The organism is Shewanella sp. NKUCC01_JLK (assembly GCF_019345615.1).
GTDB lineage: Bacteria > Pseudomonadota > Gammaproteobacteria > Enterobacterales > Shewanellaceae > Shewanella > Shewanella oncorhynchi.
The window spans coordinates 350,816-374,058 of sequence record NZ_JAHKRD010000001.1; the positions used below are offsets into that span (position 1 = coordinate 350,816).

A 23,243-nucleotide genomic window follows, 5' to 3' on the forward strand; every position below is an offset into this window, starting at 1 on the left:
GAATCAATCTGTTGGTAAGCCTAAGGATTAACACTAAGACAGCAGGAAATTTCAAAATTTTACCCGCTTAAATGTATCAAAACAACTGAGCTGATGTCACTGAAACTGCGGATCTATTTTAACATTTCATTGCCTGAACTATTTTGGCAGAAAAAGTGTCACAGATAATCCACCTTGATCCCTAGGCGCAATCACTAAACGACCTTGGTGCAATTCTATGATGTGATAGCAAATAGACAAACCTAATCCCGCGCCTATGCCTTCATTTTCATTCACACGATAAAAACGTTCTGTCGCATTGGCAATCTGCGGCTCTGTCATGCCTTGGCCTCGATCCGCGACACAAATACAGATTTCATCATCCAAAGCATGGGCCGACACTGAAATCTCCGATTCTTGTGGACTGTATTTACAGGCATTTTCGATAATATTCTTCAGTACAAGTAGCAAATAAAAACGATCACAGGTCACCGTTAGATTGGATGCGATATCGATATTCCATTCATAATCTGTGATTTGTGGCATTAATTGATTAAGCGCATCTTCGACCATAGGCAAAATGGCGTGGGATGACACATTAAGCTCATTAATCGAGTCCACCCTTGCTAATACGAGTAATTGTTCAACGGTATGACTCATGTGCACGACGCCAGCATCTATCGCAGCTAAATGGAATTTCTGCTGCGGATCATCATCAATCAGACTCTCTAAGCCATGTTGATGTAATTTAATCACAGATAATGGCGTTTTAAGCTCATGGGCCGCATCGGCGCTAAAACGACGCTCACGGGCGATAAATCGCGCGATACTATTGATATATAAGTTCAATGCGCGCCGAACAGGGACTAATTCTTTAGGCAATGACATAGTCAACGGGGTCAAATCGTTGGGCGCACGTCCAATTAATTCTCTTTCAAAGGTTTTTAATGGCCGAAACAAGAGATAAAACAAGAAGCTAACAATAATTAATGTTAAAGGCACTACCATTAAAGGCACGATCACGGCGTTATGCATGATTTGCGATACGAGCTCTTGGCGTACTTCATCCTGTTGAGCAGTGACAATCCAAACATGATTTTTAACCGAAAAAAAACTGAACACATGCCAGAGTTCTCCTTCGAACACTTTCTTATGATAACCCTGTACGAATCGACTGATAGGTTGATGACCAATATTATCCGATAAAACTAAGGCTTCACCCGCCTCACTCCAGATTTGAAACGCCAATTTATGCTCATAGGCCAGTTTCAGCGCATCGGCCTTTTCGGCAAAGGAACTGATTTGGCTATCGGGAACGTGGAGCACTTGGGGTATGACGAGATCCTGAGCTGTTGCATTGGGCTCAGTATGATAGAACAACTCCAACATTTTAGCGGTTTGGAGCATTTGCGCATCGAAGAGTTCTTCGATTTGATGCTTAGAATCCCGAGTACTCAACCAGCTAGATACAGCGACGGATACTGAAATACCTGACAAAATTAATAATGTCAGTACCAAACGCAGTGAATACACATCTAGCCCCTTTAATCGAATCACTTCTTTTTCCTAACGACTATGCTTCAAGTCATCACTGCATTATCAGTACCCACAAACGTGGAGCTTGTCACTTAACTCTTCAAATTAATTTATTTCAATCAAGGTATAGCCAATTCCACGCACGGTTTTGATTAATTCATTGGCAAGTTTTTTGCGCAGATGGTGGATATGCACTTCTATTGAATTACTGCCGACCTCATCCCAGCCATAGGTTAACTGTTCTAACTGGCTGCGGGTCAATACACGCCCTGCCGACTGAGCGAGTTCGAGCAGTAATTGAAATTCACGCCGTGAAAGCAGCACATTTTGATCGCGAAAGGTCACTTCACGGGTATTTAAATCGATACACAAAGCACCAATAATCAAACTGTTGTGATCGAGCCCATACTGACGCCTGACGATAGCACGAATGCGCGCGGCTAATTCACGCACATCAAAAGGTTTACCGAGATAATCATCGGCGCCCATGTCTAAACATTCGAGCTTAGTGTCAAAATCCGTATTAGCGGTCAGAACTATTGTGGGAATTGACACTCCCTGCTGGCGCCAAGCTTTAAGCAACTCTTTACCATTACCGTCAGGCAATCCCAGATCGAGCACTATGGCACTGAAGCTTTCATTTTTAACCCCCAGCAAGGCTTGCTGATAACTATTAAGGTGATCAACTTGCATGCCCAGCTTTGCCAAACTCAAGCAAATCCCTTGGGCTAATAACTCATTGTCTTCAACCAACATAATACGCATTCAATGTCCTTAACTGAGCCCTAACGGAAAATACTGAACTTAACACCTTGTTGCTGTAAAAAATCTTCCGCGTCTCGCCCCTGCAGCATAGCCATAGTGGCGAGCATACCTGCAGTCACGCAGTTTGGCCCTAACACAGTCACAGACCGCGGCGCATGGATAACGGGATAGCCAGTGCGTGGGTCGACAATATGGCCGTAACGCTTTCCATCGACTTCAAAAAATCGCCGCGTATCGCCACTGGTCGCTAATGCACCCTGACTAATCGCCAGTACACTCGCAGCGTGGTCAAGGTGTCGTGGATCTTCAATTCCCACTTGCCATGGCGTCACTTTAGACACGGGACAAGCGATATCGCCACCAAAATTCACTAACACTGGAATGTCTGGATAGCATTCGGCTAACTCATAGGCGACTCTGTCGACCGCATATTCTTTTGCGATACCACCAAAATCCAATTTCATACCTGTTGGCATCTCAATATGACGCGAATCAAACTCGATACGCTCAAACCCCACTAAGGCTTTCGCGGCAAGTATGCGGCCATGTTCGGGCAATTGGGCTTTGGGATCAAAGCGCCACAGTTCCATTAACGGCCCTGCAGAAATATCAAAGAGTCCATCACTGAGCTGAAAACATTGTTTAGCAAAAGCCAATAACTGCCAGGTTTCTTCATCGATAAGCTGCTTATGACCATTGGCATGGTTTAATTGCCACAGACAATTCTGCGCAATAAAGCGACTGTACTTATGTTCGATACGCAGCGCCTCAGTGACAGCCATGTCCAACATATCGTCTGCAATATCAAATTGATCGCACCCAATGAGTATTTCACAGGGACTCGCCATGGCCCTAAATTCGCCCACATAACCCCAATCACGGCGCTGCAACGAATAAGGTGCGGTCTTTAGGGACGATGTCGACATCATAAATCACCTCTTCACATGGCATCCCACTGGGATTCCGATTGAATAAGTTCAGGGGTAAATTGAGTATGGGTAGCTAAGCTACCCATACAGTTTAACGCCTTGCTATCTGAGCCAGTAGCATTATTTCGTATTAAAAAGAATAACTAAACTGTGCTGTAATTGCCTTCTGAGTCGGAAACAGATCGAAGTTTTGCAGCTCTCCAGGAATTGTAGCGCCGTTATTTTTCGGATCCTGTTGGTAATACTCTAAGCGATACGACATTTCATGACCGCCCGATAATCTATGGCCAAATTTAACCCCAATCGTATAAGCCGACATATCACCGATACGATAATCGGCACTGGCAAACTCTGGCAGTGGCGTATCAGCCATCAAGAAAGGTTGATAGAAGTTAGCCGCAGTTTGTTGGTAATAGCGCAGATGTAATTGACCATAGAAATTGCCGGTAAAGTAATACCGATAATGGGTTTCTAAGGTATGCGATGTGAGGTCCCAGTCATCGGTATTATAACGATAGGAAAAATCCACCACACCCGCATCTAATGCGCCTTTGGTCATCACGTAAAAACTGTGCTTCAAGCGCGAATCGGGGCGGCTCTCATACAATAAATCCTGAGTAATGCCGTTGTTATCCACCACACTGAGCACCTTGTAGGGATCAGTTAAATAGCCATTCACACTCGACAAGCCGTAATTGGCCTGCAACAACCAGCGCTGACTAAGCACTTGGGTGATACCTAACATCACATCCGCGGTCTGCTTATTATCACTGCCACCTTGACGAGTCGCATCGAATGCGCTGCGATAAGCTTCCTCACTGGTGAAGTTATCGCGAATGACCATCGAAGATAAATCCACCGGACGACCGCCAACGGGGTCAACCACATCGAAACTATAAGCCGTACCTAAAAATAAAGTGGTGTTGTCTTTATTAAACCCTCGCTCAATTCCGGCATTGATGCCCATTGACATATAATCAAACTCTTTCGAACCATATGCGCCAACATTGAGTTTCCAATCTGGTGTTAGCACTTCACTCCAACCGACATTGGCTTGTACGCGAGTATCGTGAAAGGTGTCATCTAACGGCGTTTCCCCTGCTGAAACATGATATTGACCATTACCAGATGGTCGAGTAAACGTTTGGCTGGTACTTTGGGCCACAGCGCCCGATGCTGAAGGACCCGTTAGACTGTCAACCACGAGTTTGAGATCCAGCACACTGTCATCGCCAAAGGCTTTTTGCGCTGTGCCTATAGCTTCGATGGCTTGTACTCTATCTTGCTCACCGTAATACATTAACGCAGCATCGATCTTCCAGTCGTCAGCTTTTTTAGATAATTCAGTCGCATGGCCACTTGTTGCAAACAGTCCACAACTGGCTAATGCGAGAGCACCCGCTATCTGCTTCGATTGTCTTGTATTTATTGGGTTCTTTTTTTGAGTCATAGCTGACAACACCTGTAGGTCACTTCAATCTATTCAATACCGCGGGATTTCGCCCCAGATTTTAGAACATCTGCTCGTCACATTTGTTTTAGTACGTCTGTTCATTACATCTGTGCGTTACATTTATTCGTTACATCTCAGGGCAAATAACACCAACGGAGAGTTTAGTTACAGCCACATCCGCCACCGGCAAATGCACGACCGCCGCTACTGCCTTCTTTACTAAAATAAATATGATCATCGAGTGCTAAGTCGAGCTTTTCACTGTCGAGCGCCATATCGCTGCGGGCCAACTGGCCTTTCTCCCACGGCTGCACTCCTAAACTTGAACATCCACTCAAACCTATGATGAGCGTTACTGCGACTAATGCGGGTTTAAGCATAAATTACTCCTTCAGTAAATTGACGAGCTCTTGCTCGTATTCAGCGGTTTTATCGGCATAAAAGCCAACATGATGCTGTACTAACTGACCTTGTCGATTGAACATAAAACTGCTCGGCATGCCCAGCAAATCGAAACTGCGAGCGACATCACCTTCGGGGTTAAAACGCACTGAAAAATTGGCAGGGACTTGTTTTAAGAATTCCTGGGCTAACTCGTTATCTGTATCTAGGTTGATTGCCACGACAGCTAATCCCTGATCTTGATACTTTTTTTGTATTTCATTCATCCAAGGAAACGATTTACGGCAAGGGCCACACCAGGATGCCCAAAAATCGACATAGACGACTTTGCCTTTAAACTCACTCAGGGAAACGGCTTGGTTTTGCGCGTTAAACACTTGATAGTCCAGCGATGGCGCGGCTTGTACGCCTGCGGCCAATAAACTGAGTAACAATAATATTTTCTTCATAGCATATTCCGCGTTAACGATTACGTTCGAATCTATTAACTGAATCTTAAGGTTTTCTTAAACAAGCTTATATAAGTTTAATTAACCTGCTCGCCCAAACTCACCACGCGAATGAACCATAGTTATCAGCATCACCTTAATCACATGAGTGCTGATTAAGTGACCGATTTCATCCAAAATGGCAAATGTGAGACATTTTGTCCCATTAGAAAAAGTGAAATTAGATCTGTGTCATGTTAATTAAATGTCAAAATCAGTTCGGTCACATCTCTTAAAAATTCTTGATATACATCAATAATCTTTACACTCCAACGGCCTAAACTGGCACTGTCAATTATGTAAACCCTTACCAATTTACATTTAAATAACAAAAAAGGTTGACCCATGGACACACATGCAGCCCTATATGAACAGGGAAAGGCGCGCTTAGATGCGTTACGCCAATTCGCTCCCCGTCAACAACAATCGCTGATAGAGAAAATGCAACAGCACGGCATTAGTCGCCGTGATTTTATGAAGTGGAGTGCCATGGTGACGAGCATGCTCGCATTACCCCTCCCCTTTAGTAACTTAGTAGCCGAAGCTGCAGAATTAGCCGATCGTGTACCCTTAATCTGGTTACATATGGCCGAATGTACTGGCTGCTCCGAATCTTTAATTCGTACCGATACCCCCAATCTAGACTCACTGATTTTCGATCATATTTCCTTGGAATATCACGAAACCTTAATGGCTGCAGCGGGTTGGCAAGCTGAAGAGAACCTCGAACATGCACTCGAAACCTACAAGGGCCGCTATTTACTGGCCGTTGAAGGGGCGATTCCGACTGCAAATAACGGCAGTTTCTTAACTGTGGGTTGTAAAGGCCACACGGGTTTAGAAATCATCAAGCATGCTGCTGAAGGCGCCGCCGCGATTATCTCTGTCGGTACTTGTGCGGCGTTTGGTGGGGTGCAAGCCGCTTATCCAAACCCAACGGGGGCGAAAGGCGTGCATGAAGTGGTCAGTAAACCCGTGATTAACTTAGGCGGTTGCCCACCGAGTGAAAAGAACATAGTCGGCACTTTGATGTACTTCATCATGTTCGGAAAATTACCTGCGCTGGATATGTTTAATAGACCTAAATGGGCTTACGGCGCACGGGTACACGATAACTGTGAACGCCGCGGCCGCTTCGATGCCGGTGAGTTTGTTGAAGAATTTGGCGATCACGGTGCGAAAGAAGGCTACTGCCTTTATAAAGTCGGTTGTAAAGGCCCTTACACCTACAACAACTGCCCAACCGAGCGCTTTAACCATCACACTAGCTGGCCAGTACTCGCTGGACACGGTTGTATGGGTTGCTCAGAACCTAACTTCTGGGACGATATGGCTGACTTTGAAAAACCCCTTGGCCGTCAACTCCTCCATGGATTGGATGCGACCGCAGATACTATTGGTGCGGTGATTTTAGGCGCGACTGTGGTGGGCATTGGAGCCCATGCCGTTGCCAGTATTTTTGCCAAACCGCTGGAGGAATAACCCATGAGCAAGCGCGTTGTTATCGACCCTATCACACGTATCGAGGGTCACTTACGTATCGAAGTCGAAGTTGATGAAAATAACGTCATCAACAAGGCTTGGTCATCCTCCACACTTTGGCGCGGTATTGAAGTCATTCTCAAAGGCCGCACGCCTATGGATGTTGGCCTTATTGTGCAACGTATCTGTGGCGTATGTACCTATTCCCACTACCGCTGCGGTACTGAAGCGGTTGAAAATGCGTTAGGAATTCAAATTCCATTGAACGCAAGATACTTACGTTCATTAATGCAAACCTCTTTATACATGCATGACCATATTGTGCATTTCTACCATCTACACGGCTTAGATTGGGTTGATGTGGTTTCTGCACTGAGCGCCGATCCTGCTAAAGCGGCACAAGTTGCCCTGAAATACACAGACCATCCCATAGCGGCGGGTGAAGGTGATTTAAAAGCGGTACAAGAAAGAGTTAAAGGCTTTGTCGAAACGGGAAAATTAGGTCCATTTGCCAACGCTTATTGGGGCAACGGCACCTATAAATTTACCCCAGAGCAAAACCTTATCGCGCTATCTCATTACCTTAAAGCGCTTGAAGTACAACGTGTTGCGGCAGAAATGCTAGCCATTTTTGGTGGCAAATCACCACATCCACAATCCGTTGTTGTCGGTGGTGTGACTTCGGTGCGCGACATGCTCAGCCCTGCTCGCCTGCAGGAATGGAAGCAAAAACATGCGACAGTAACTGACTTTATTCTGCGTGCCTATCAAGCAGATATCGTGATGGCGGCCGAAGCCTTTGGTACTGAACCTAGCGTGTTGGGCGGCGTAAACGTGAAAAACTTCATGGCAACCGATGACTTTGTGTTAGCCAATGGCGAATACATGTTTAATCAAGGCGTGATCATGAATGGCGACCTTGCCGGCGTCAGTGATGTGAATCCAGATCTGATTGCCGAAGACGTCAGCCACGCTTGGTATAGCGCCGATGCACCGCAACATCCCTATGACGGTACAACGATTCCTAATTACACGGGTTTTGTTGAACGCGACACTGTCTACGGCAAATTACCAACACTGGATGGTGATGGCAAATACTCATGGGTGAAATCTCCCCGTTATCAAGGTGAACCCGTCGAAGTGGGTCCACTCGCCTGCCTATTAGTGAGTTATGCCCGTGGTAACAAGGTGGTCGTGGATTCGGTTAATGGCCTGCTCGCTCGCACAGGTCTACCCGTAGCGGCTCTATTTACCACTTTAGGTCGCACTGCAGCCCGTATGTTGCAGACAGTCATCGTCGCCCAAGAAGGGTTAAAAACCTTTGATGCGCTGTTGACGAATATCCAGTCCGATGAATCTACCTATGTAAAACCTAATATTGATCCAAATAAAGAGTATGTAGGTCACGCCATGATCGAGGCGCCACGCGGCATGTTAAGCCACTGGATCCGCATTAAAAATGGAGTGATTGAGAACTATCAAGCCGTGGTACCGACGACCTGGAACGCAGGTCCTGTGGATGCCAACGGTAAAATGGGTCCCTATGAAGCCTCTTTAATTGGTTTGAAACTGGAAGATCCTACTAAGCCCCTTGAGGTGATACGTATTATTCACTCATTTGACCCTTGCATGGCGTGTTCTGTACACGTAATGGATTTCAAAGGCCAAGCATTGAGCGAGTTCCGTGTCAGTCCCAATGGTCAATAATCGAGGGAGGGAACGCAAAATGAACCATTCTGCAACCCGCATTCGGACACTGATTTTTAGTCCGGCAATACGGATTTTTCACTGGCTCAGGGCACTATCAATTCTGGTGCTAGTGATCACCGGATTCTATATTGCTTGGCCGTTTCTTGTGGCGCCTGAAAGTACGGACGTACTCGTACAAGGCTGGATCCGCTTCGCTCATCTGATTTGCGGTTTTGTACTAACCGCAATCACTTTAGTGCGCTTCTACCTGTATTTTTTCAGCCGAAGCGACATTGAGCGGCGCTCATTTCGCGATGTCATGAGCGTAAAAAGCTGGATCACTCAGCTGAAATCTTACTTATGGATGGGGCACTTACATAAAGCCGGTGTCTATGGACCGCTGCAATTTGTGACTTATGTAGCAATCTCACTGGTCGCTCTTGTGATATGTATAACGGGTCTGGTGTTGTATGCCAATGTGTATCACCAAGGTTTAGGTGGCATGCTTTGGGGCAGCGCCGCTTGGATCACGGCACAAATGGGTGGGCTAGCACAAGTTAGGATTTGGCATCACTACCTCACTTGGGCATTTGTTATCTTTGTGGTTATCCACGTCTATATGGCGGTTTGGTCAGGGATACGCTTCAAACATAACTCAGTTGACTCGATTGTCTCTGGCTATGACTACCCAAAGCCAGACTCACACCACTAGGAGTCCAATGAAGATATTGCTACTCGGTATTGGCAATGTCCTGTACGCCGATGAAGGCATCGGCGTACATTTTGTCAATTATATAGCTGATAATTATCAGTTTACCCATGAGTCCCACCAGCTAACGCTGCTCGATGGCGGCACCTTGGCTCAGGGACTTATCCCTATTATTTGCCAATACGATTATTTAATCGTGGTCGATACTGTTAACGCCAATGGCGTAGAAGCCGGCGAAGTCTATTTCTTCGATTTTGATAAAGCGCCGAAGGAAATCGACTGGCAAGGCAGCGCCCATGAAGTCGAAATGCTGCAAACCCTCAATATGATGGAAATGGTCGGTGACAGGCCTAAAACCTTCGTGCTTGGCGTCACCCCAACCGTGCTCGAACCTATGGTGCTAGGCTTGACCCCTAAAGTCGCCGCCGCGGTACCTTTAATGGAATCAAGCTTGTTATCCCACTTAGCCTCCCTTGGGTTCACTGCGACGCGTGTTGCCGAGCATAGTATTGACTCGCTGATCCCTGACTCTTATAAACGTGGCGTTACTACTGGTGAAAGTATATAGAAGATGAAAAACATCAGATTTGATTTTACCTGCTCACGTCAGGTGCCTTTGTATGCGTATTTATGTAATCAATATCTAAATTACGATGAGCTAAATATCAGCATAGGCTGTAATGGTCAACATAGCTCAGGTCAATATAGTGCTGGCCAACATGACTTTGGCCCTCAAAGCTATTTTATTGAAGCTCAGGGCGAGCAAAACCAACTAGAACAATTGGCCGATGCCATTGCAGCGGACTTTTTGATTTCCGCTTGGTTGATTGACTCTAGTATTAAAGTCATCGACGAGCCCCAAGGCAGTAAAACCTTACTGCCCTTTCCACAGTCTGGATCAAGCCCTGCCATAGTGCCTTTTTGCCAGCATTGTTATCCGTTGATTGGCGATAATCAGTCGGCTAAGTTTGGCACACTCGATTTAATTTGCCCTTGCTGCAAGGGCGAAACACAATTAACGTCCGCACAAAAAGCGTTAACCTTGTCAGATATTAAAGCCATGGCACAGGGACTGCTGACACAAGGCCCGCTGATATTAGCGGCCGCCGATAATCTGCAACTTAGTCTGACACCGTTTGCTCAGCCCTTAGGCGAGCGGCCACAACTGTTAATTTGTAATCCCAATACGCTGAATGCCCATTTTTGTCTGAACGATGCGCAGGTACTCGCGCTTTCGAGTATTGAAAAGCCGCTTATCTGCGCGAGACCAACGCAAGAACACGACAAACTCAGTGCACCACTGTACGACATTTGCTTTGCCTACAGCCGAGTGATCTTAGTGCTCGGGGAAGTATTACGACAAAAAGGGGTCGATTGGGTTTACATTAAAGGACCGCATAATAGGCCAAAGCTAGCTTGGGTCGATGGTGCTTGGGCACAAATCGCCAGTCACGATTTAAGCTCAACACAGGTTCAAACCAAGCACTTTATCGCTCCAGAACCCTTAAGGGAAAAAGTCAGTTTTCACGGCTATCAAGCCCAATGGCAAGCGGCGAAACGTTCACGATCGCACCAAGGCGAACTGAGTGTGGCAGTATTGACTCAAGTAGCGTCAAGTGAAGACAGTGATATTCATTGCACTAGTATGCTAAGCGATAATAATCAAAATACAGTCAACACAGAAAATCACACCCTTGCAGACGCAGCGCTATTCAGTGCGCTGCTCAACGGTAAGTTTACCAGTCATAAACAGGCAAAAAATGCCGCGGTCATTTACTTAAGCCATACCCATACGAGTCAAATTGTCACCTGTGATAATAAGGGCGACACTGAACTTTTCTTCGCCCTGCCCGAGCTGCCCGATAACGGTTACGAAATCTTCCATCAACTGGACAGCAGTCCACAAAAAGCCGTAGCGCAAAAATTTAAGAGCCTGTTCCCCGAAGATTACCTAAAACTTTTAAGCCTAAAGCTTCACGGCAGACGGGACAACTTACAAAGCCTGTGGGCGATTGCTGCCATATTAATTGGCCTTAATACACAAGAAGAGACTCAAAGCCAAACAAGGCTCAGCGATGCACTCATGGCCGCCGCCATGCGCTACCACGGTGCCAATGCACCGCGTATCGATTATCCGCTGACCAAAGGTGAAGCCCACCGCAGCCTAAATTGGTGTAAAACCTTAGGCACAGTGTTAAGTTTTCGTATTGCGGGTAATGACGATCCGAGTCAGCTCGCCTTTGCAATGCAAGACTCGCTGGCGGACTATTTATCTAACTGGATCGAGCATATCGATTTAAATATCGGCGTGCACAATATAGCCTTAGCGGGCAATGAATTAATCAATGAAACCCTGTGCAAACGCATCAGCTTACGCTTAGGCAAAAACTTTCCATTGGTGATCAATCGCAGCCTAGATTTAGACGGCGATAACTTAGCCGTTGGGGCACTTTACGTTAAGCAGCGCCAACTGAATGCCCATGATTAGGAGGCCAAAAGTTAAGTCACAACGCATGAAGCCACATAGGCATAATAGTCGCCACAAAAAGCACAGTGACCTGCAGATAAAACGAAGGCTCGCGTTGGAATACCTTGTCCACAAGGGAGCTACGTTAAAGCGTTGTCAGTTGCACGTCACTGGCATAGTACAAGGGGTGGGATTTCGCCCCTTTGTCTATCGTTATGCCCTTGAGTTTCAACTGACGGGCACAGTGCTCAACAATGCCAAAGGCGTGACCATTGAGCTGCAAGGTAATGATGAAAACCTCACTCGCTTTATCGCAGTACTCAATACCACCCCGCCGCCACTCGCCCGTATCGACAATATCAGCCAAATACCACTGCCGATTTTATTAAGCGAAACCACGTTTGAGATTATAAAAAGCGACAGCCATGAGGACGATGACCCAAGTTCACCGATAGGTGCGCAGGTGGCGGTATCGGCGGATAAAAGCACCTGCCAAGATTGCTTGAACGATATGCATAATCCTGATGATCGTCACTTTGGCTATGCCTTTACCAACTGCACTAACTGTGGCCCTCGATACACGATTATCAATGCTTTACCCTATGATAGACACAACACCGCCATGGCCGATTTTGACATGTGTCCCGAGTGCGCCAAAGAATATCAAAACCCACTCGACCGCCGCTACCATGCCCAGCCCATAAGTTGCCCCGCCTGTGGCCCCAGACTCAGTTTAAAAACACCGCAAGGGGAATACATCCTTCCCAATGCCTCAAATGTCAGCACACCTGAATTAAGTACGGATCTTGCGGTACTGACAGCAGCGGCTGACAGATTACGCCAAGGGCAGATTCTGGCAATTAAAGGATTGGGTGGATTTCACTTAATCTGTGATGCCCGAAGTGACAATGCCGTCAATACACTTAGGCTGCGAAAACAGCGCCAAGCCAAGCCGCTAGCGGTGATGATGGCAGATATCACTATGGCACAGCACTATGTCACAGGGACGGATGCCGAGTGGCGAGTGCTGAGTTCGCAGGAAAGGCCCATAGTGCTGATGAGCAGCCGAGCCGAACATGATCTCAGCTTAGCTGTCGCCCCCAATCTGAATAAACTCGGGGTATTTTTACCCTACACACCGCTACATCATTTGCTATTAGGTCTCTTCAAAGGGCCATTAGTTGCAACCAGCGCCAATGTTTCCGGTGAACCTATCATCACTGATTGTGATGAGCTTATTAGTCACTTAAGCCATGTGGTGGATGCGGTAGTCGATCATAATCGGCCGATTATTAATGGCTGTGATGACAGTGTGGTGCAAGTGATCCAGCCGCAACTGGATTCCTCCGCAGAGGTGCAAGTATTGCGCCTCGCCCGCGGCTATGCACCGTTAAGTTTCCCCTTAGATATACCGCTGACCCAATCAATTTTGGCCGTGGGCGCACAACAAAAAAATGCCATCGCCTTAGGCTTTGGCAATAATGTGTTTTTAAGTCCCCATATTGGCGACCTGTTCAGTGTCAGCGCCGAGCAATATTTTGAGCGCACCTTAGCCACTTTTGCTCGGTTGTATCACTTTACGCCAAATCTTATTATTCGCGATAAACACCCAGATTATGCCCCTTCGCGCTGGGCTGAAATGCACTCAAACTCGAGTGTAAAACTCAGCGATACTAGTCAAAACCAATGTTTATCGGTGCAACACCACCATGCCCATGTGCTCAGCGTGATGGCGATAAATCAATATCGAGATCCCGTACTCGGCTTTAGTTTTGACGGTACTGGGCTTGGCGACGATGGCAGTTTATGGGGCGGTGAAGTGCTATTAACTACGCTCGATAAAGCGCAGCGACTGGCCCATTTTGAGCCCATAGCCCTGCTAGGTGGCGAGCAAGCCATTAAGCAACCCATTAGGTTGTTACTGGCATTATTATTCGAGCAAATGAGCCTCGATGCTGTACTCGCATTGCAATTACCTATATTAAACAACATGCGCCCAAACACTCTGACTAACTTACATAAGATCTGGCAGAACGGCAGCGCGATAAAAACCTCCTCTGTCGGACGACTGTTCGATGCCCTCGCCTGCGCCTTAGGCTTAATCGAAACCACACTGTTTGAAGGTCAAGCGGGCATGGCGATAGAAGCCGCGGCCAATCGCGCCGATGCATTAGCCCTTGAAGTCATTTCGTTTAACTTACCTCTTGACATCGACCAGTGGCGCAGCAGTGAGATGTTCAAGCAAATTGTTGAATTGATTACAGCACAACCGCTAACAGACAATAGATGCTATGCCATCGCACGCGCCTTTTTACACACATTAGGTGATGCTATCTGTGATTATGCCGCCCAGTATCAACACCTCCCAACTGTGCTCTGCGGTGGCGTATTTCAAAATAAATATCTATTGGAATACTGCCTGAACAAGCTCTGCGCCCAAGGAAATAAAATGTTATCCAGTAAACAGATCCCCATCAATGATGGCGGCATCGCCCTAGGCCAACTTTGGTATGGCATTCATCAGAGTCAATAACCTTACTTATTTGATAAGCCCTGATGTTCACTCGCCATTTTTATCCCCATAAACCTGACGAACATCAAAGATCCGTAGCGCAATTTGTATCACACTCAACATTAGCGCAACCAAATTAACGATTCGTACATCAATCATTATTTGTCAGGCAAAGTCCTCGTACTCTGCCGATACAAGGAGAGGTAAAATGTGTAAAGACTGCGGCTGCTCCCTTACCCGCCACGACCATGATCATCTAGGCGCGCATGCCCATAGCCATGAGCATAATCATGACCATTCACATACTCATGAGCATAGCCATCAAGAGTTACACACAAATCCTCAGTTAAACGATAAAAAAACCTTGTCAGTCATCCACAAAATTTTAGATAAAAATGATGTCGAAGCTGGACATAACCGCGCCCACTTTGAGGCACATAATATTACTGCCTTCAACATCATGAGTAGCCCGGGCAGTGGCAAAACCACCCTATTAGAAAATCTCAAAGAATACACGCAGCTCAACTATGCGGTGATCGAGGGCGACTTAGAAACCTCACGCGATGCCGACCGCCTCATCGCTAAAGGCATTAAGGCCTATCAAATTCAAACGGGCAGCGCCTGTCACCTCGACGCCTTTATGGTGCACGGTGCCCTACATCATCTGCCGCTTGAAGGACTCGATATTTGCTTTGTCGAAAACGTCGGTAATCTCGTCTGCCCAGCCAGTTATGATGTGGGCACTCACAAAAATATCGTGCTGCTATCAGTGCCAGAAGGCGATGATAAGATTGAAAAATATCCTGTGATGTTCCGCCGCGCCGATGTAGTTTTTATCACAAAGTGCGATCTACTGCCCTATTTTGATTTCAAGATGGACGAAGCCAGAGCGCAGCTTAAAAAACTCAATCCAGCAACTCAAATTATTGAAGTCTCAATTAAAGATGGCGACTCCATGCAGGCTGTAGCCGCTTGGCTTAAAGACAATATTCGAGGTGCACAATAATGTGCTTGTCCATACCTTCCCAAGTGGTGGCGGTCGATATTGAGCGCCAGAGTGTCACCGTCGATACCTTAGGCGTGCGCCGCGATGTCAGCAGTCATTTAATGAATGAGCCACTGGAAATTGGCGACTATGTGTTGATCCATATTGGTTTTGTGATGAACAAAATTGATAAGGAAGATGCGCAGCAAAGCATTGATCTATACAAAGAAATCGTCACTAAGCTTGAAAATGAAGCCATACACTGACCATCAGCAGTGCAGGATTAAGTCGCAAGGCGCACCCCTATCGAGTGCACCGAGGAAAAAGCATGCTTGAACTAAAACACCTCTATCAAGGCTTTCGCGATCCCCAAACGATTGCCAATTTAGCACGGGATATTCAGTTAACCGCTAAATTGGTTAAGCAACAAATCAATATCATGGAAGTCTGTGGTGGCCATACTCATACGATTATGAAATACGGCTTGCTAGATTTACTGCCGGATAATATTGAATTTATCCATGGTCCTGGCTGCCCAGTGTGCATTATGCCTAAAGAGCGCATTGACCAAGCCGCGGCGCTTGCCTCCCAAGAAAATGTTATTCTTGTGACGCTGGGTGATATGATCCGCGTGCCTGGTTCTCAAGGCTCTTTAGCCAGTTTTAGGGCCAAGGGCTGCGATATTCGCCCAATTTACGATCCCTTAGATACGCTCAAAATTGCCCGCGATAATCCCGATAAAACCGTAGTGTTCTTCGCCATTGGCTTTGAAACCTCAACCCCAATGACAGCAATTTTGTTACAACTGGCCGAACACGAAAGACTCGAAAATCTACTGTTTCATATCAATCATGTATTAGTGCCACCCGCAATTGATGCCGTGATGCACGACCCAAAAGCGAGGGTCAACGCCTTTATCGGCCCAGCCCATGTAAGCGTGATCAGTGGCGCAAAAATCTATCGCAGCACAGTCGAAAACTATGGCACGCCCGTAGTGGTGGCAGGATTTGAGCCCGTCGATGTGATGGAGTCGATTTTACGGATTGTGCGCCAAAAAGCCGCGGGTAAAGCGGAGCTCGATATCCAATACAGCCGCGCAGTTTCGGAGGACGGCAACCTCACGGCGCAGGCCAAAGTAAATCAATTCTTCAATATCAGACCGCAATTTCGCTGGCGTGGCCTAGGCCCAATCCCCAATTCAGCGCTGCAGCTCAAACCCGAATATGCCCACAGGGATGCCGAACTGCGCTTTAAAGACCGCCTACCCGTGAAGGAAATTGACGATCATAAAGCCTGTCAGTGTGGTGACATTCTTCGTGGGCTTGCTAAACCAAAGGACTGTAAAGTTTTTGGCCGCGGCTGCAATCCCGAAACGCCCTTAGGCAGTTGCATGGTCAGCTCCGAAGGTGCCTGCAATGCCTATTACCGCTATCAAGGTATCGATATCAAGGAGCCACATCATGGCTGATACGCTAAAAGATAAATCCATTCAGCTCAGCCACGGTGGTGGCGGCAAAGAAATGAATAAACTGATCCGTGATCTGTTTTTTGCCGAATTTGATAATCCAATCCTTCGTTGCGAAGAAGACGCTGCCAAACTCGATTTGCACGGCGCCAACGCCTTTACTACTGACTCTTTTACCGTTTCACCTTTGTTTTTTGCTGGCGGCGATATCGGCAAACTCGCCATCGCAGGCACAGTCAACGATCTCGCTATGATGGGCGCAGAACCTCAGTATTTGAGTTGTAGTGTGATCATCGAAGAAGGCTTTTCTATCAAGGATTTAACTACGATTGTCCGCAGTATGGCGAAAGAATTAAAACACAGTGGTGCACGGATAGTCTGCGGCGACACTAAAGTCGTACCCAAGGGGTGCGCCGATGGTTTATTTATTAATACCTCAGGCATTGGTCGTATCTTGCGTCCCAATATTTCCGCGGCGAATGTCACCGTAGGCGATGCCATTATTGTCTCCCGTGATATTGGCTGCCACGGTGCAGCGATTTTAATGGCGCGAGAAGGACTCACCCTCGAATCGGCATTGCAAAGTGACTGCGCGACGCTCTGGCCCATAGTTGAGCAATTGATCGCCGCCAATATTCCCATTCATGCGATGCGCGATGCGACTCGCGGCGGCTTATCGGCGGTGCTGAACGAATGGGCTGTCGCCTCCAATGTTGGTATCACAGTGAATGAAGCCAGTATTCCCGTCAGCGATGAAGTCAAAGGTCTGTGCGAACTCTATGGTTTCGAAGCCATGGATCTTGCCAACGAAGGCACTTTCATCCTCGCCGTTCCCAACGACATCGCCTTAGGCGCGCTCGAGATCATGCAACGCTTTGGGCGCTGTGAGCATGCAGCGATAATCGGCACTGTGAGTGATGAACTGGCAGGAAAAGTCGTGCTAAGAACGCCTTGGAATACTAAGCGTTATCTCGATCTTCCCCAAGGTGAACTGCTGCCAAGGATTTGCTGATGCACGAATATTCGATTGTGAGTGCCCTGATTGAGCAATGCGAACAGCACGCGCTGGCCAATCATGCCGATAAAATCACCCGAGTGGATATCAAACTGGGAGTCATGAGCGGGGTTGAACCTAGCCTGCTACAAACGGCCTTCGATACGTTCAAGCTCGATGGGATTTGCAAAGAAGCCCTACTCAATATGCAAATTCAGCCGCTAGTGATACTTTGCCAAGACTGCCAGACTGAATCCGTACTGAGTGAGCGCACGGTCGTCTGCCCTGCATGTCAAAGCTTTCGTACTCGCGTACTCGATGGCGAAGATATGTTACTGATGCAACTTGAGATGGAACAGAATGAGGATTAATCATCCACGATACGCATGGTTAACGACAGCGCTATTGATAAAACGCTCTATAAATAAAGAGTGCTATCAATAAATAACGCCCTTCAACACAAAAATGGCTTCGAGCAATCAGAGCTCAAAGCCATTTTAAACCACACTATTTCAGTCACGCTACAATCAGCCGTAAATAGAAGCTTCACCCTCTGGGCGCGTCTTGAGCAACCGCAGGAACCACATATACTGCTCTGGATAAGCTAAGATAACTTGCTCGACCACTTTGTTCAGTGCCAACGCTTCGTTTTCTTTGCCCATCATATCTTCAGGCGCAACGGCCGCCATCACAGTGAGATCAAATTGGCGTGTCGCTTGGTTGTAGCCAATCTTTACTGGCAGCACTTGAGCATTACCCGCCTGCGCTAAACGCCCAACAACAGGTAGCGTTGCCTTCACTGTGCCTAAAAAAGGCGCAAACACGCTTTGTTCAGGACCTAAGTCTTCATCGGGAAGATAAAAGAAACTGTTACCGCGCTTAAGCTCAGCCAATAACGCCCGAATGCCCGCCTCGCGCATATACACATGGCCACCACAACTGCTGCGTACACGATTACTAAACCAATTGAATAACCCGTTTTTATGGGCTTTGGCCATAGTCACCATAGGCAACTCAAGGTTAAGGCGTAAACCAGCATAATCGATTGGCCACACATGGGGCATGATAAAAATGATCGGTTGCCCCGCAGCCTGCGCTTTAGTCACATGTTCAAAGCCGATTAAATTAACTCGACGACGTAAATGCGCTTTTGAGCGCACCAGCAATTCGCCCTGTGCTAACAACACCAAAACGAAGTTTTGCACGTTCTCACGGATTAACACTTCAATCTCGGCGGCGGATTGTTCAGGAAAGCACGCCCTTAAGTTGGCTCTCGCAACGCTAATGGGCTTTTTAGCAATTGGCATCACTATTTTTGCCAATAATCTTGCAATAGGATCACGCAGCCATGCGGGCATGAGTCCGAAAATCACTAATAGACCAATCACTAACCAAGTGGCCCAGTATCTAGGGTGTAATAAGGCGAGTTTAAAACGACGGTCAAAATGTTTGGGCTGTCTTGACAAAGAATTCACCTCAGACAGTGGATAAAAACAATGGAGATATTGCACGAAAAAATAAACAGGAAAGCCACTCTCTAAGGAGTGGCTTTCCCATCAAACAAACGAAATTACTTACCCGTGTTTGCTGCTTCTACACGAGTTTTCAGCTTTTGGCCGGGACGGAAAGTCACGACACGACGAGCAGAAATTGGGATATCTTCGCCTGTTTTTGGGTTCCTTCCCGGTCTTTGATTCTTGTCCCTAAGGTCAAAGTTGCCAAAGCCAGATAACTTGACCTGCTCACCACTTTCAAGTGCGCCCCGAATCTCTTCAAAGAACGACTCAACCATCTCTTTGGCGACACGTTTGTTCATTCCGAGTGTTTCAAAAAGATGTTCTGCCATTTCGGCTTTGGTAAGTGCCATACTTTAATCCCTCAACGATGCGTTGAACTCGGACTTAAGGGCAGAAACGACTGAACCAACGGTCTCAGCAATCTCTTTTTCCTCAAGCGTACGAGTAGTGTCTTGTAATGTAAGTGCTATCGCCAGGCTCTTCTTGCCGGGTTCAACACCTTTACCTAAGTATACATCGAACAAGTTTATGCCAACCAACTGATTTTCGCCAACTTTTCTTATCAATTTCATTACATCACCTGCAGATACACTCTCATCTACTACGACTGCGATGTCACGACGATTAGCTGGAAACTTAGATACAGCTTGGGCTAGCGGCAAACTGGTATGCAATAAAGCATCCAATTCCAACTCAAAAACGATGGTTTTACCATTGAGTCCAAAAGGCTTCTCCAAACTAGGATGGATTGCACCTATATGACCGATCACTCGATCATTTCTCAATATTTCAGCACATTGCCCCGGATGGAGAGCAGAATGCGTCGCTCCTCTAAAGCTAAATTCTGATGCGGAAACTGTCAAGCCGATAATTGCTTCTAAATCACCTTTAAGGTCGAAAAAATCAACAGTTTTCGATTCCATAGCCCAATGTTCATCATTTTGGAGCCCAGTAATGACACAAGCGAGCATTGCTTGCTGTCTTACACCGGATTCTGCATTGATATCAGGAACAAAGCGCAGGCCAGTTTCAAAAAGTCTCACGCGACTCTGTTGACGACTTTGGTTGTAGCCAACGGCGGCCAATAAACCGGTGAACATTGACAGGCGCATGGCCGACATTTCACTGGAAATTGGGTTTGGTAACACCATAGCGTCTAAACCAGGGTGAACCAGATTTTGCAGTTTTGGATCGACAAAGCTGTAGGTTACCGCTTCATGGAAACCACGAGCGACCAATAAGGCACGCACGCGTTTTAGGCTTAAGTCAGATTCTTTATGATCTGACATACGCAGCGCGGCAACAGGCGCCGTATTCGGGATATTGTTATAACCGTAAATACGGGCCACTTCTTCGATCAAATCTTCTTCAATCGCCATATCGAAACGATAAGTCGCGGTAGTGACCTGCCAACTATCTTGGCTAACAACGACGCTAAAACCTAAACGTTGTAGGATTTCAACGACATCGCTATCAGGTACATGGTGACCTAAAATTCGATCTAACTTGCTGCGACGTAAAACGATTTGTGCAGGTTTGGGTAAATCAGCCTCTGATTTAGCCTCAACTACAGGGCCAGCTTCACCGCCACAGATATCCAGCACTAAACGGGTCGCACGGTCGATAACCGTGTGTTGCATCTCAGGGTCAACACCACGCTCAAAGCGGTGTGATGAATCTGTATGCAAACCTAAACGACGTGACTTACCCATAATGGCAAGCGGCGCGAAGAAGGCACATTCAAGCAGTATGTCTTGGGTCGTGTCGCTCACGCCTGAATATTCGCCGCCAAACACGCCTGCAAGGGCTAATGGACGCGCATCATCGGCGATCACTAAGGTATCGCTGGGAATCGTCACTTCGCTGCCATCAAGCAGGGTGATTTTCTCTTCGCCAGTGCCTAAACGCACTTGGATATCGCCCGTTAACTTGGCAAGATCGAAAGCGTGCATAGGTTGACCGAATTCAATCAACACAAAGTTAGTGATGTCTACGATAGGATCGATAGAGCGAATACCGCTACGGCGCAGTTTTTCCTGCATCCATAATGGCGTAGGCGCTTTCACATTGACGTTTTTAACCACACGGCCTAAGTAACGTGGACACGCAGCAGGCGCGTTAACGTTAATCGTGACCTTTGCATCTGTCGTTGCCGTGACGGCTTGCCACTGTGGCTCAACCACTGTTTGGCGGTTTAACACGCCCACTTCACGGGCAAGGCCTGCCATACCTAAGCAATCGGCACGGTTAGCCGTTAAATCCACATCGATAACGGCATCGTTAAGTTGCAGATAATCACGGATATCAGTGCCAAGCGGCGCGTCCAATGGCAATTCGATGATGCCATCGCTTTCGACGTTGATGCCAAGCTCACTGTATGAACACAACATACCTTCTGATGGCATGCCACGCAGCTTGGCTTTCTTGATTTTGAAATCGCCAGGTAATACGGCGCCAACCATAGCCACAGCCACTTTAAGACCCTGACGGCAGTTTGGTGCACCGCAGACGATATCGATAAGTTCGCTACCACCAACGTTGATTTTGGTCACGCGCAGTTTATCGGCATCGGGATGCTGACCACACTCCACCACTTCACCAATCACCACACCGCTAAAATCGGCAGCAACGACTTCAACGTCATCGACTTCGAGACCGGCCATAGTGATCTGGTGGGATAATGCTTCACGGCTGACTGAAGGGTTTACCCATTCACGAAGCCAAGATTCGCTAAATTTCATGCTATTACAGCTCCGTTATTTAAATTGCTTCAGGAAACGTAGGTCGTTTTCAAAAAACGCACGTAAATCGTTTACGCCGTAACGCAACATAGTTAAGCGCTCGACACCCATACCAAAAGCAAAACCAGAGTATTTTTCTGGATCTATGCCAACGCTGCGCAGCACATTCGGATGTACCATACCGCAGCCAAGCACTTCTAGCCATTTACCATTTTTGCCCATCACGTCCACTTCCGCTGAAGGTTCAGTGAATGGGAAGTAAGATGGACGGAAACGCACTTGCAGATCTTCTTCGAAGAAATTACGCAGGAAGTCATGCAAAATGCCTTTCAATTCAGCAAAGTTAACATGCTCATCAACCAACAACCCTTCCACTTGGTGGAACATAGGCGTGTGAGTTTGGTCGTAATCGTTACGATAAACACGACCCGGAGAAATAATGCGTAATGGTGGCTTTTCAGTTTCCATAGTACGGATTTGCACGCCCGAAGTTTGGGTACGCAGCATCAGTTTAGGATTGAAATAAAAGGTATCATGATCAGCACGCGCTGGGTGGTGCTCAGAGATATTCAGTGCATCGAAATTGTGGAAATCATCTTCAATTTCAGGCCCCTGCTTTACCGAGAACCCTAATTCCCCGAAAAAGGTTTCGATGCGCTCAATGGTTCGAGTCACAGGATGTAAGCCACCGATCTCTTGGGTGCGGCCTGGCAAAGTCACATCAATCTTTTCGGCGATTAATTTGGCTTCCAATTCCGAACTTTTCAGACCATCGATGCGCTCAGTTAATTTTTGTTGAATCGCCTGTTTAGCATCATTGACCGCTTGGCCAAAGGCTGGCTTTTCTTCAGGGCTTAAGCTACCCATCATTTTCATCATGTCGGTGATCTTACCTTTCTTACCAAGGTAATCGACACGGATATCATCCAGTGCTTTTAGATCACTGGCCTGGTCAATAATGACTAAGGCTTGTTCTACGATCTCAGTTAACTGCTGCATTTTCTCTTCCACTGCATAGTCGCGCTTGATAAACAAGTGCTATGGGCGCCAAACTTTCAGGCTATTTGGGTGCTCAGGTTATCGGGCGTTAATGCCAGACGCTTTGCTAGCTATAACGAAATAAAAGGATA

General features: G+C 46.9%; 21 protein-coding genes. 11 read left to right on the forward strand and 10 right to left on the reverse strand.

Annotated features, from left to right (window positions below):
- Window positions 1-138: 138 nt before the first annotated feature.
- The 6 genes from KO537_RS01560 to KO537_RS01585 all read right to left on the reverse strand — a co-directional run bounded on the left by KO537_RS01560 (window position 139) and on the right by KO537_RS01585 (window position 5,513).
- Complete coding sequence (locus KO537_RS01560; protein ID WP_173245233.1) at window positions 139-1,536, reverse strand: ATP-binding protein; 1,398 nt, start codon at window positions 1,534-1,536, stop codon at window positions 139-141.
- 84 nt (window positions 1,537-1,620) lie between these two features.
- Window positions 1,621-2,280: a response regulator transcription factor gene (locus KO537_RS01565; RefSeq protein WP_028760171.1), complete on the reverse strand. Its 660-nt coding sequence runs from the start codon at window positions 2,278-2,280 to the stop codon at window positions 1,621-1,623.
- Between the two features lie 20 nt (window positions 2,281-2,300).
- Window positions 2,301-3,209, reverse strand: coding sequence for an FAD:protein FMN transferase (locus KO537_RS01570; RefSeq protein WP_173245239.1), 909 nt, complete (start codon window positions 3,207-3,209; stop codon window positions 2,301-2,303).
- A 130-nt stretch (window positions 3,210-3,339) separates the two neighbouring features.
- Entirely contained in the window at window positions 3,340-4,659 is a 1,320-nt protein-coding gene (locus KO537_RS01575) for a DUF3570 domain-containing protein (protein WP_173496597.1), read from the reverse strand.
- 164 nt (window positions 4,660-4,823) lie between these two features.
- Window positions 4,824-5,042, reverse strand: a complete 219-nt coding sequence (locus KO537_RS01580; protein ID WP_028760174.1) for a DUF4266 domain-containing protein — start codon at window positions 5,040-5,042, stop codon at window positions 4,824-4,826.
- Between the two features lie 3 nt (window positions 5,043-5,045).
- Window positions 5,046-5,513 (reverse strand): TlpA disulfide reductase family protein, encoded by a 468-nt coding sequence (locus tag KO537_RS01585; RefSeq protein WP_028760175.1) that lies wholly within the window; start codon window positions 5,511-5,513, stop codon window positions 5,046-5,048.
- A 384-nt stretch (window positions 5,514-5,897) separates the two neighbouring features.
- Between KO537_RS01585 and hyaA the strand changes: the two genes are divergently transcribed.
- The 11 genes from hyaA to hypA all read left to right on the forward strand — a co-directional run bounded on the left by hyaA (window position 5,898) and on the right by hypA (window position 18,226).
- The gene (gene hyaA / locus KO537_RS01590; protein ID WP_028760176.1) at window positions 5,898-7,034 is read left to right on the forward strand and encodes a nickel-dependent hydrogenase small subunit; all 1,137 of its coding nucleotides are present in this window, start codon (window positions 5,898-5,900) and stop codon (window positions 7,032-7,034) included.
- Between the two features lie 3 nt (window positions 7,035-7,037).
- A complete protein-coding gene (gene hyaB, locus KO537_RS01595; protein WP_028760177.1) occupies window positions 7,038-8,741 on the forward strand; it encodes a nickel-dependent hydrogenase large subunit in 1,704 nt (567 codons plus the stop codon).
- A gap of 19 nt (window positions 8,742-8,760) precedes the next feature.
- Window positions 8,761-9,435 (forward strand): Ni/Fe-hydrogenase, b-type cytochrome subunit, encoded by a 675-nt coding sequence (gene cybH, locus KO537_RS01600; protein ID WP_028760178.1) that lies wholly within the window; start codon window positions 8,761-8,763, stop codon window positions 9,433-9,435.
- Window positions 9,436-9,442: 7 nt separating this feature from the next.
- Complete coding sequence (locus KO537_RS01605) at window positions 9,443-10,000, forward strand: HyaD/HybD family hydrogenase maturation endopeptidase (protein ID WP_105252281.1); 558 nt, start codon at window positions 9,443-9,445, stop codon at window positions 9,998-10,000.
- 3 nt (window positions 10,001-10,003) lie between these two features.
- The gene (locus tag KO537_RS01610) at window positions 10,004-11,920 is read left to right on the forward strand and encodes a NiFe hydrogenase (RefSeq protein WP_219233705.1); all 1,917 of its coding nucleotides are present in this window, start codon (window positions 10,004-10,006) and stop codon (window positions 11,918-11,920) included.
- 94 nt (window positions 11,921-12,014) lie between these two features.
- Window positions 12,015-14,432, forward strand: coding sequence for a carbamoyltransferase HypF (gene hypF / locus KO537_RS01615; RefSeq protein WP_219233706.1), 2,418 nt, complete (start codon window positions 12,015-12,017; stop codon window positions 14,430-14,432).
- A 187-nt stretch (window positions 14,433-14,619) separates the two neighbouring features.
- Window positions 14,620-15,417 (forward strand): hydrogenase nickel incorporation protein HypB, encoded by a 798-nt coding sequence (hypB, locus tag KO537_RS01620; protein ID WP_105252278.1) that lies wholly within the window; start codon window positions 14,620-14,622, stop codon window positions 15,415-15,417.
- Entirely contained in the window at window positions 15,417-15,662 is a 246-nt protein-coding gene (locus KO537_RS01625; protein ID WP_028760183.1) for a HypC/HybG/HupF family hydrogenase formation chaperone, read from the forward strand. The genes hypB and KO537_RS01625 overlap by 1 nt, the downstream gene beginning before the upstream one ends.
- Before the next feature lie 62 nt (window positions 15,663-15,724).
- Entirely contained in the window at window positions 15,725-16,864 is a 1,140-nt protein-coding gene (hypD, locus tag KO537_RS01630) for a hydrogenase formation protein HypD (RefSeq protein WP_219233707.1), read from the forward strand.
- On the forward strand, window positions 16,857-17,873 hold the full coding sequence (gene hypE / locus KO537_RS01635) for a hydrogenase expression/formation protein HypE (RefSeq protein ID WP_219233708.1): 1,017 nt from the start codon (window positions 16,857-16,859) through the stop codon (window positions 17,871-17,873). Before hypD ends, hypE begins: the two co-directional genes overlap by 8 nt.
- Window positions 17,873-18,226, forward strand: a complete 354-nt coding sequence (gene hypA / locus KO537_RS01640; RefSeq protein ID WP_028760186.1) for a hydrogenase maturation nickel metallochaperone HypA — start codon at window positions 17,873-17,875, stop codon at window positions 18,224-18,226. Before hypE ends, hypA begins: the two co-directional genes overlap by 1 nt.
- 156 nt (window positions 18,227-18,382) lie before the next feature.
- On the opposite strand, the gene lpxM is transcribed toward hypA, so the two are convergent.
- The 4 genes from lpxM to pheS form a co-directional block, all read right to left on the reverse strand.
- Window positions 18,383-19,321: a lauroyl-Kdo(2)-lipid IV(A) myristoyltransferase gene (gene lpxM, locus KO537_RS01645; protein WP_219233709.1), complete on the reverse strand. Its 939-nt coding sequence runs from the start codon at window positions 19,319-19,321 to the stop codon at window positions 18,383-18,385.
- A gap of 104 nt (window positions 19,322-19,425) precedes the next feature.
- The gene (gene ihfA / locus KO537_RS01650) at window positions 19,426-19,722 is read right to left on the reverse strand and encodes an integration host factor subunit alpha (protein WP_006081370.1); all 297 of its coding nucleotides are present in this window, start codon (window positions 19,720-19,722) and stop codon (window positions 19,426-19,428) included.
- 3 nt (window positions 19,723-19,725) lie between these two features.
- Window positions 19,726-22,113 (reverse strand): phenylalanine--tRNA ligase subunit beta, encoded by a 2,388-nt coding sequence (gene pheT, locus KO537_RS01655; RefSeq protein WP_219233710.1) that lies wholly within the window; start codon window positions 22,111-22,113, stop codon window positions 19,726-19,728.
- 15 nt (window positions 22,114-22,128) lie between these two features.
- Window positions 22,129-23,112 (reverse strand): phenylalanine--tRNA ligase subunit alpha, encoded by a 984-nt coding sequence (gene pheS, locus KO537_RS01660; RefSeq protein ID WP_006081368.1) that lies wholly within the window; start codon window positions 23,110-23,112, stop codon window positions 22,129-22,131.
- Window positions 23,113-23,243 lie beyond the last annotated feature (131 nt).

What these genes read in the sequence shown, in the direction of transcription:
- KO537_RS01565 (WP_028760171.1), bottom strand. Translation starts at nt 2,280, where the DNA reads ATGCGTATTATGTTGGTTGAAGACAATGAGTTATTAGCCCAAGGGATT.
- KO537_RS01570 (WP_173245239.1), bottom strand. Translation starts at nt 3,209, where the DNA reads ATGATGTCGACATCGTCCCTAAAGACCGCACCTTATTCGTTGCAGCGC.
- KO537_RS01575 (WP_173496597.1), bottom strand. Translation starts at nt 4,659, where the DNA reads ATGACTCAAAAAAAGAACCCAATAAATACAAGACAATCGAAGCAGATA.
- KO537_RS01580 (WP_028760174.1), bottom strand. Translation starts at nt 5,042, where the DNA reads ATGCTTAAACCCGCATTAGTCGCAGTAACGCTCATCATAGGTTTGAGT.
- KO537_RS01585 (WP_028760175.1), bottom strand. Translation starts at nt 5,513, where the DNA reads ATGAAGAAAATATTATTGTTACTCAGTTTATTGGCCGCAGGCGTACAA.
- hyaA (WP_028760176.1), top strand. Translation starts at nt 5,898, where the DNA reads ATGGACACACATGCAGCCCTATATGAACAGGGAAAGGCGCGCTTAGAT.
- hyaB (WP_028760177.1), top strand. Translation starts at nt 7,038, where the DNA reads ATGAGCAAGCGCGTTGTTATCGACCCTATCACACGTATCGAGGGTCAC.
- cybH (WP_028760178.1), top strand. Translation starts at nt 8,761, where the DNA reads ATGAACCATTCTGCAACCCGCATTCGGACACTGATTTTTAGTCCGGCA.
- KO537_RS01605 (WP_105252281.1), top strand. Translation starts at nt 9,443, where the DNA reads ATGAAGATATTGCTACTCGGTATTGGCAATGTCCTGTACGCCGATGAA.
- KO537_RS01610 (WP_219233705.1), top strand. Translation starts at nt 10,004, where the DNA reads ATGAAAAACATCAGATTTGATTTTACCTGCTCACGTCAGGTGCCTTTG.
- hypB (WP_105252278.1), top strand. Translation starts at nt 14,620, where the DNA reads ATGTGTAAAGACTGCGGCTGCTCCCTTACCCGCCACGACCATGATCAT.
- KO537_RS01625 (WP_028760183.1), top strand. Translation starts at nt 15,417, where the DNA reads ATGTGCTTGTCCATACCTTCCCAAGTGGTGGCGGTCGATATTGAGCGC.
- hypD (WP_219233707.1), top strand. Translation starts at nt 15,725, where the DNA reads ATGCTTGAACTAAAACACCTCTATCAAGGCTTTCGCGATCCCCAAACG.
- hypE (WP_219233708.1), top strand. Translation starts at nt 16,857, where the DNA reads ATGGCTGATACGCTAAAAGATAAATCCATTCAGCTCAGCCACGGTGGT.
- hypA (WP_028760186.1), top strand. Translation starts at nt 17,873, where the DNA reads ATGCACGAATATTCGATTGTGAGTGCCCTGATTGAGCAATGCGAACAG.
- ihfA (WP_006081370.1), bottom strand. Translation starts at nt 19,722, where the DNA reads ATGGCACTTACCAAAGCCGAAATGGCAGAACATCTTTTTGAAACACTC.
- pheT (WP_219233710.1), bottom strand. Translation starts at nt 22,113, where the DNA reads ATGAAATTTAGCGAATCTTGGCTTCGTGAATGGGTAAACCCTTCAGTC.
- pheS (WP_006081368.1), bottom strand. Translation starts at nt 23,112, where the DNA reads ATGCAGCAGTTAACTGAGATCGTAGAACAAGCCTTAGTCATTATTGAC.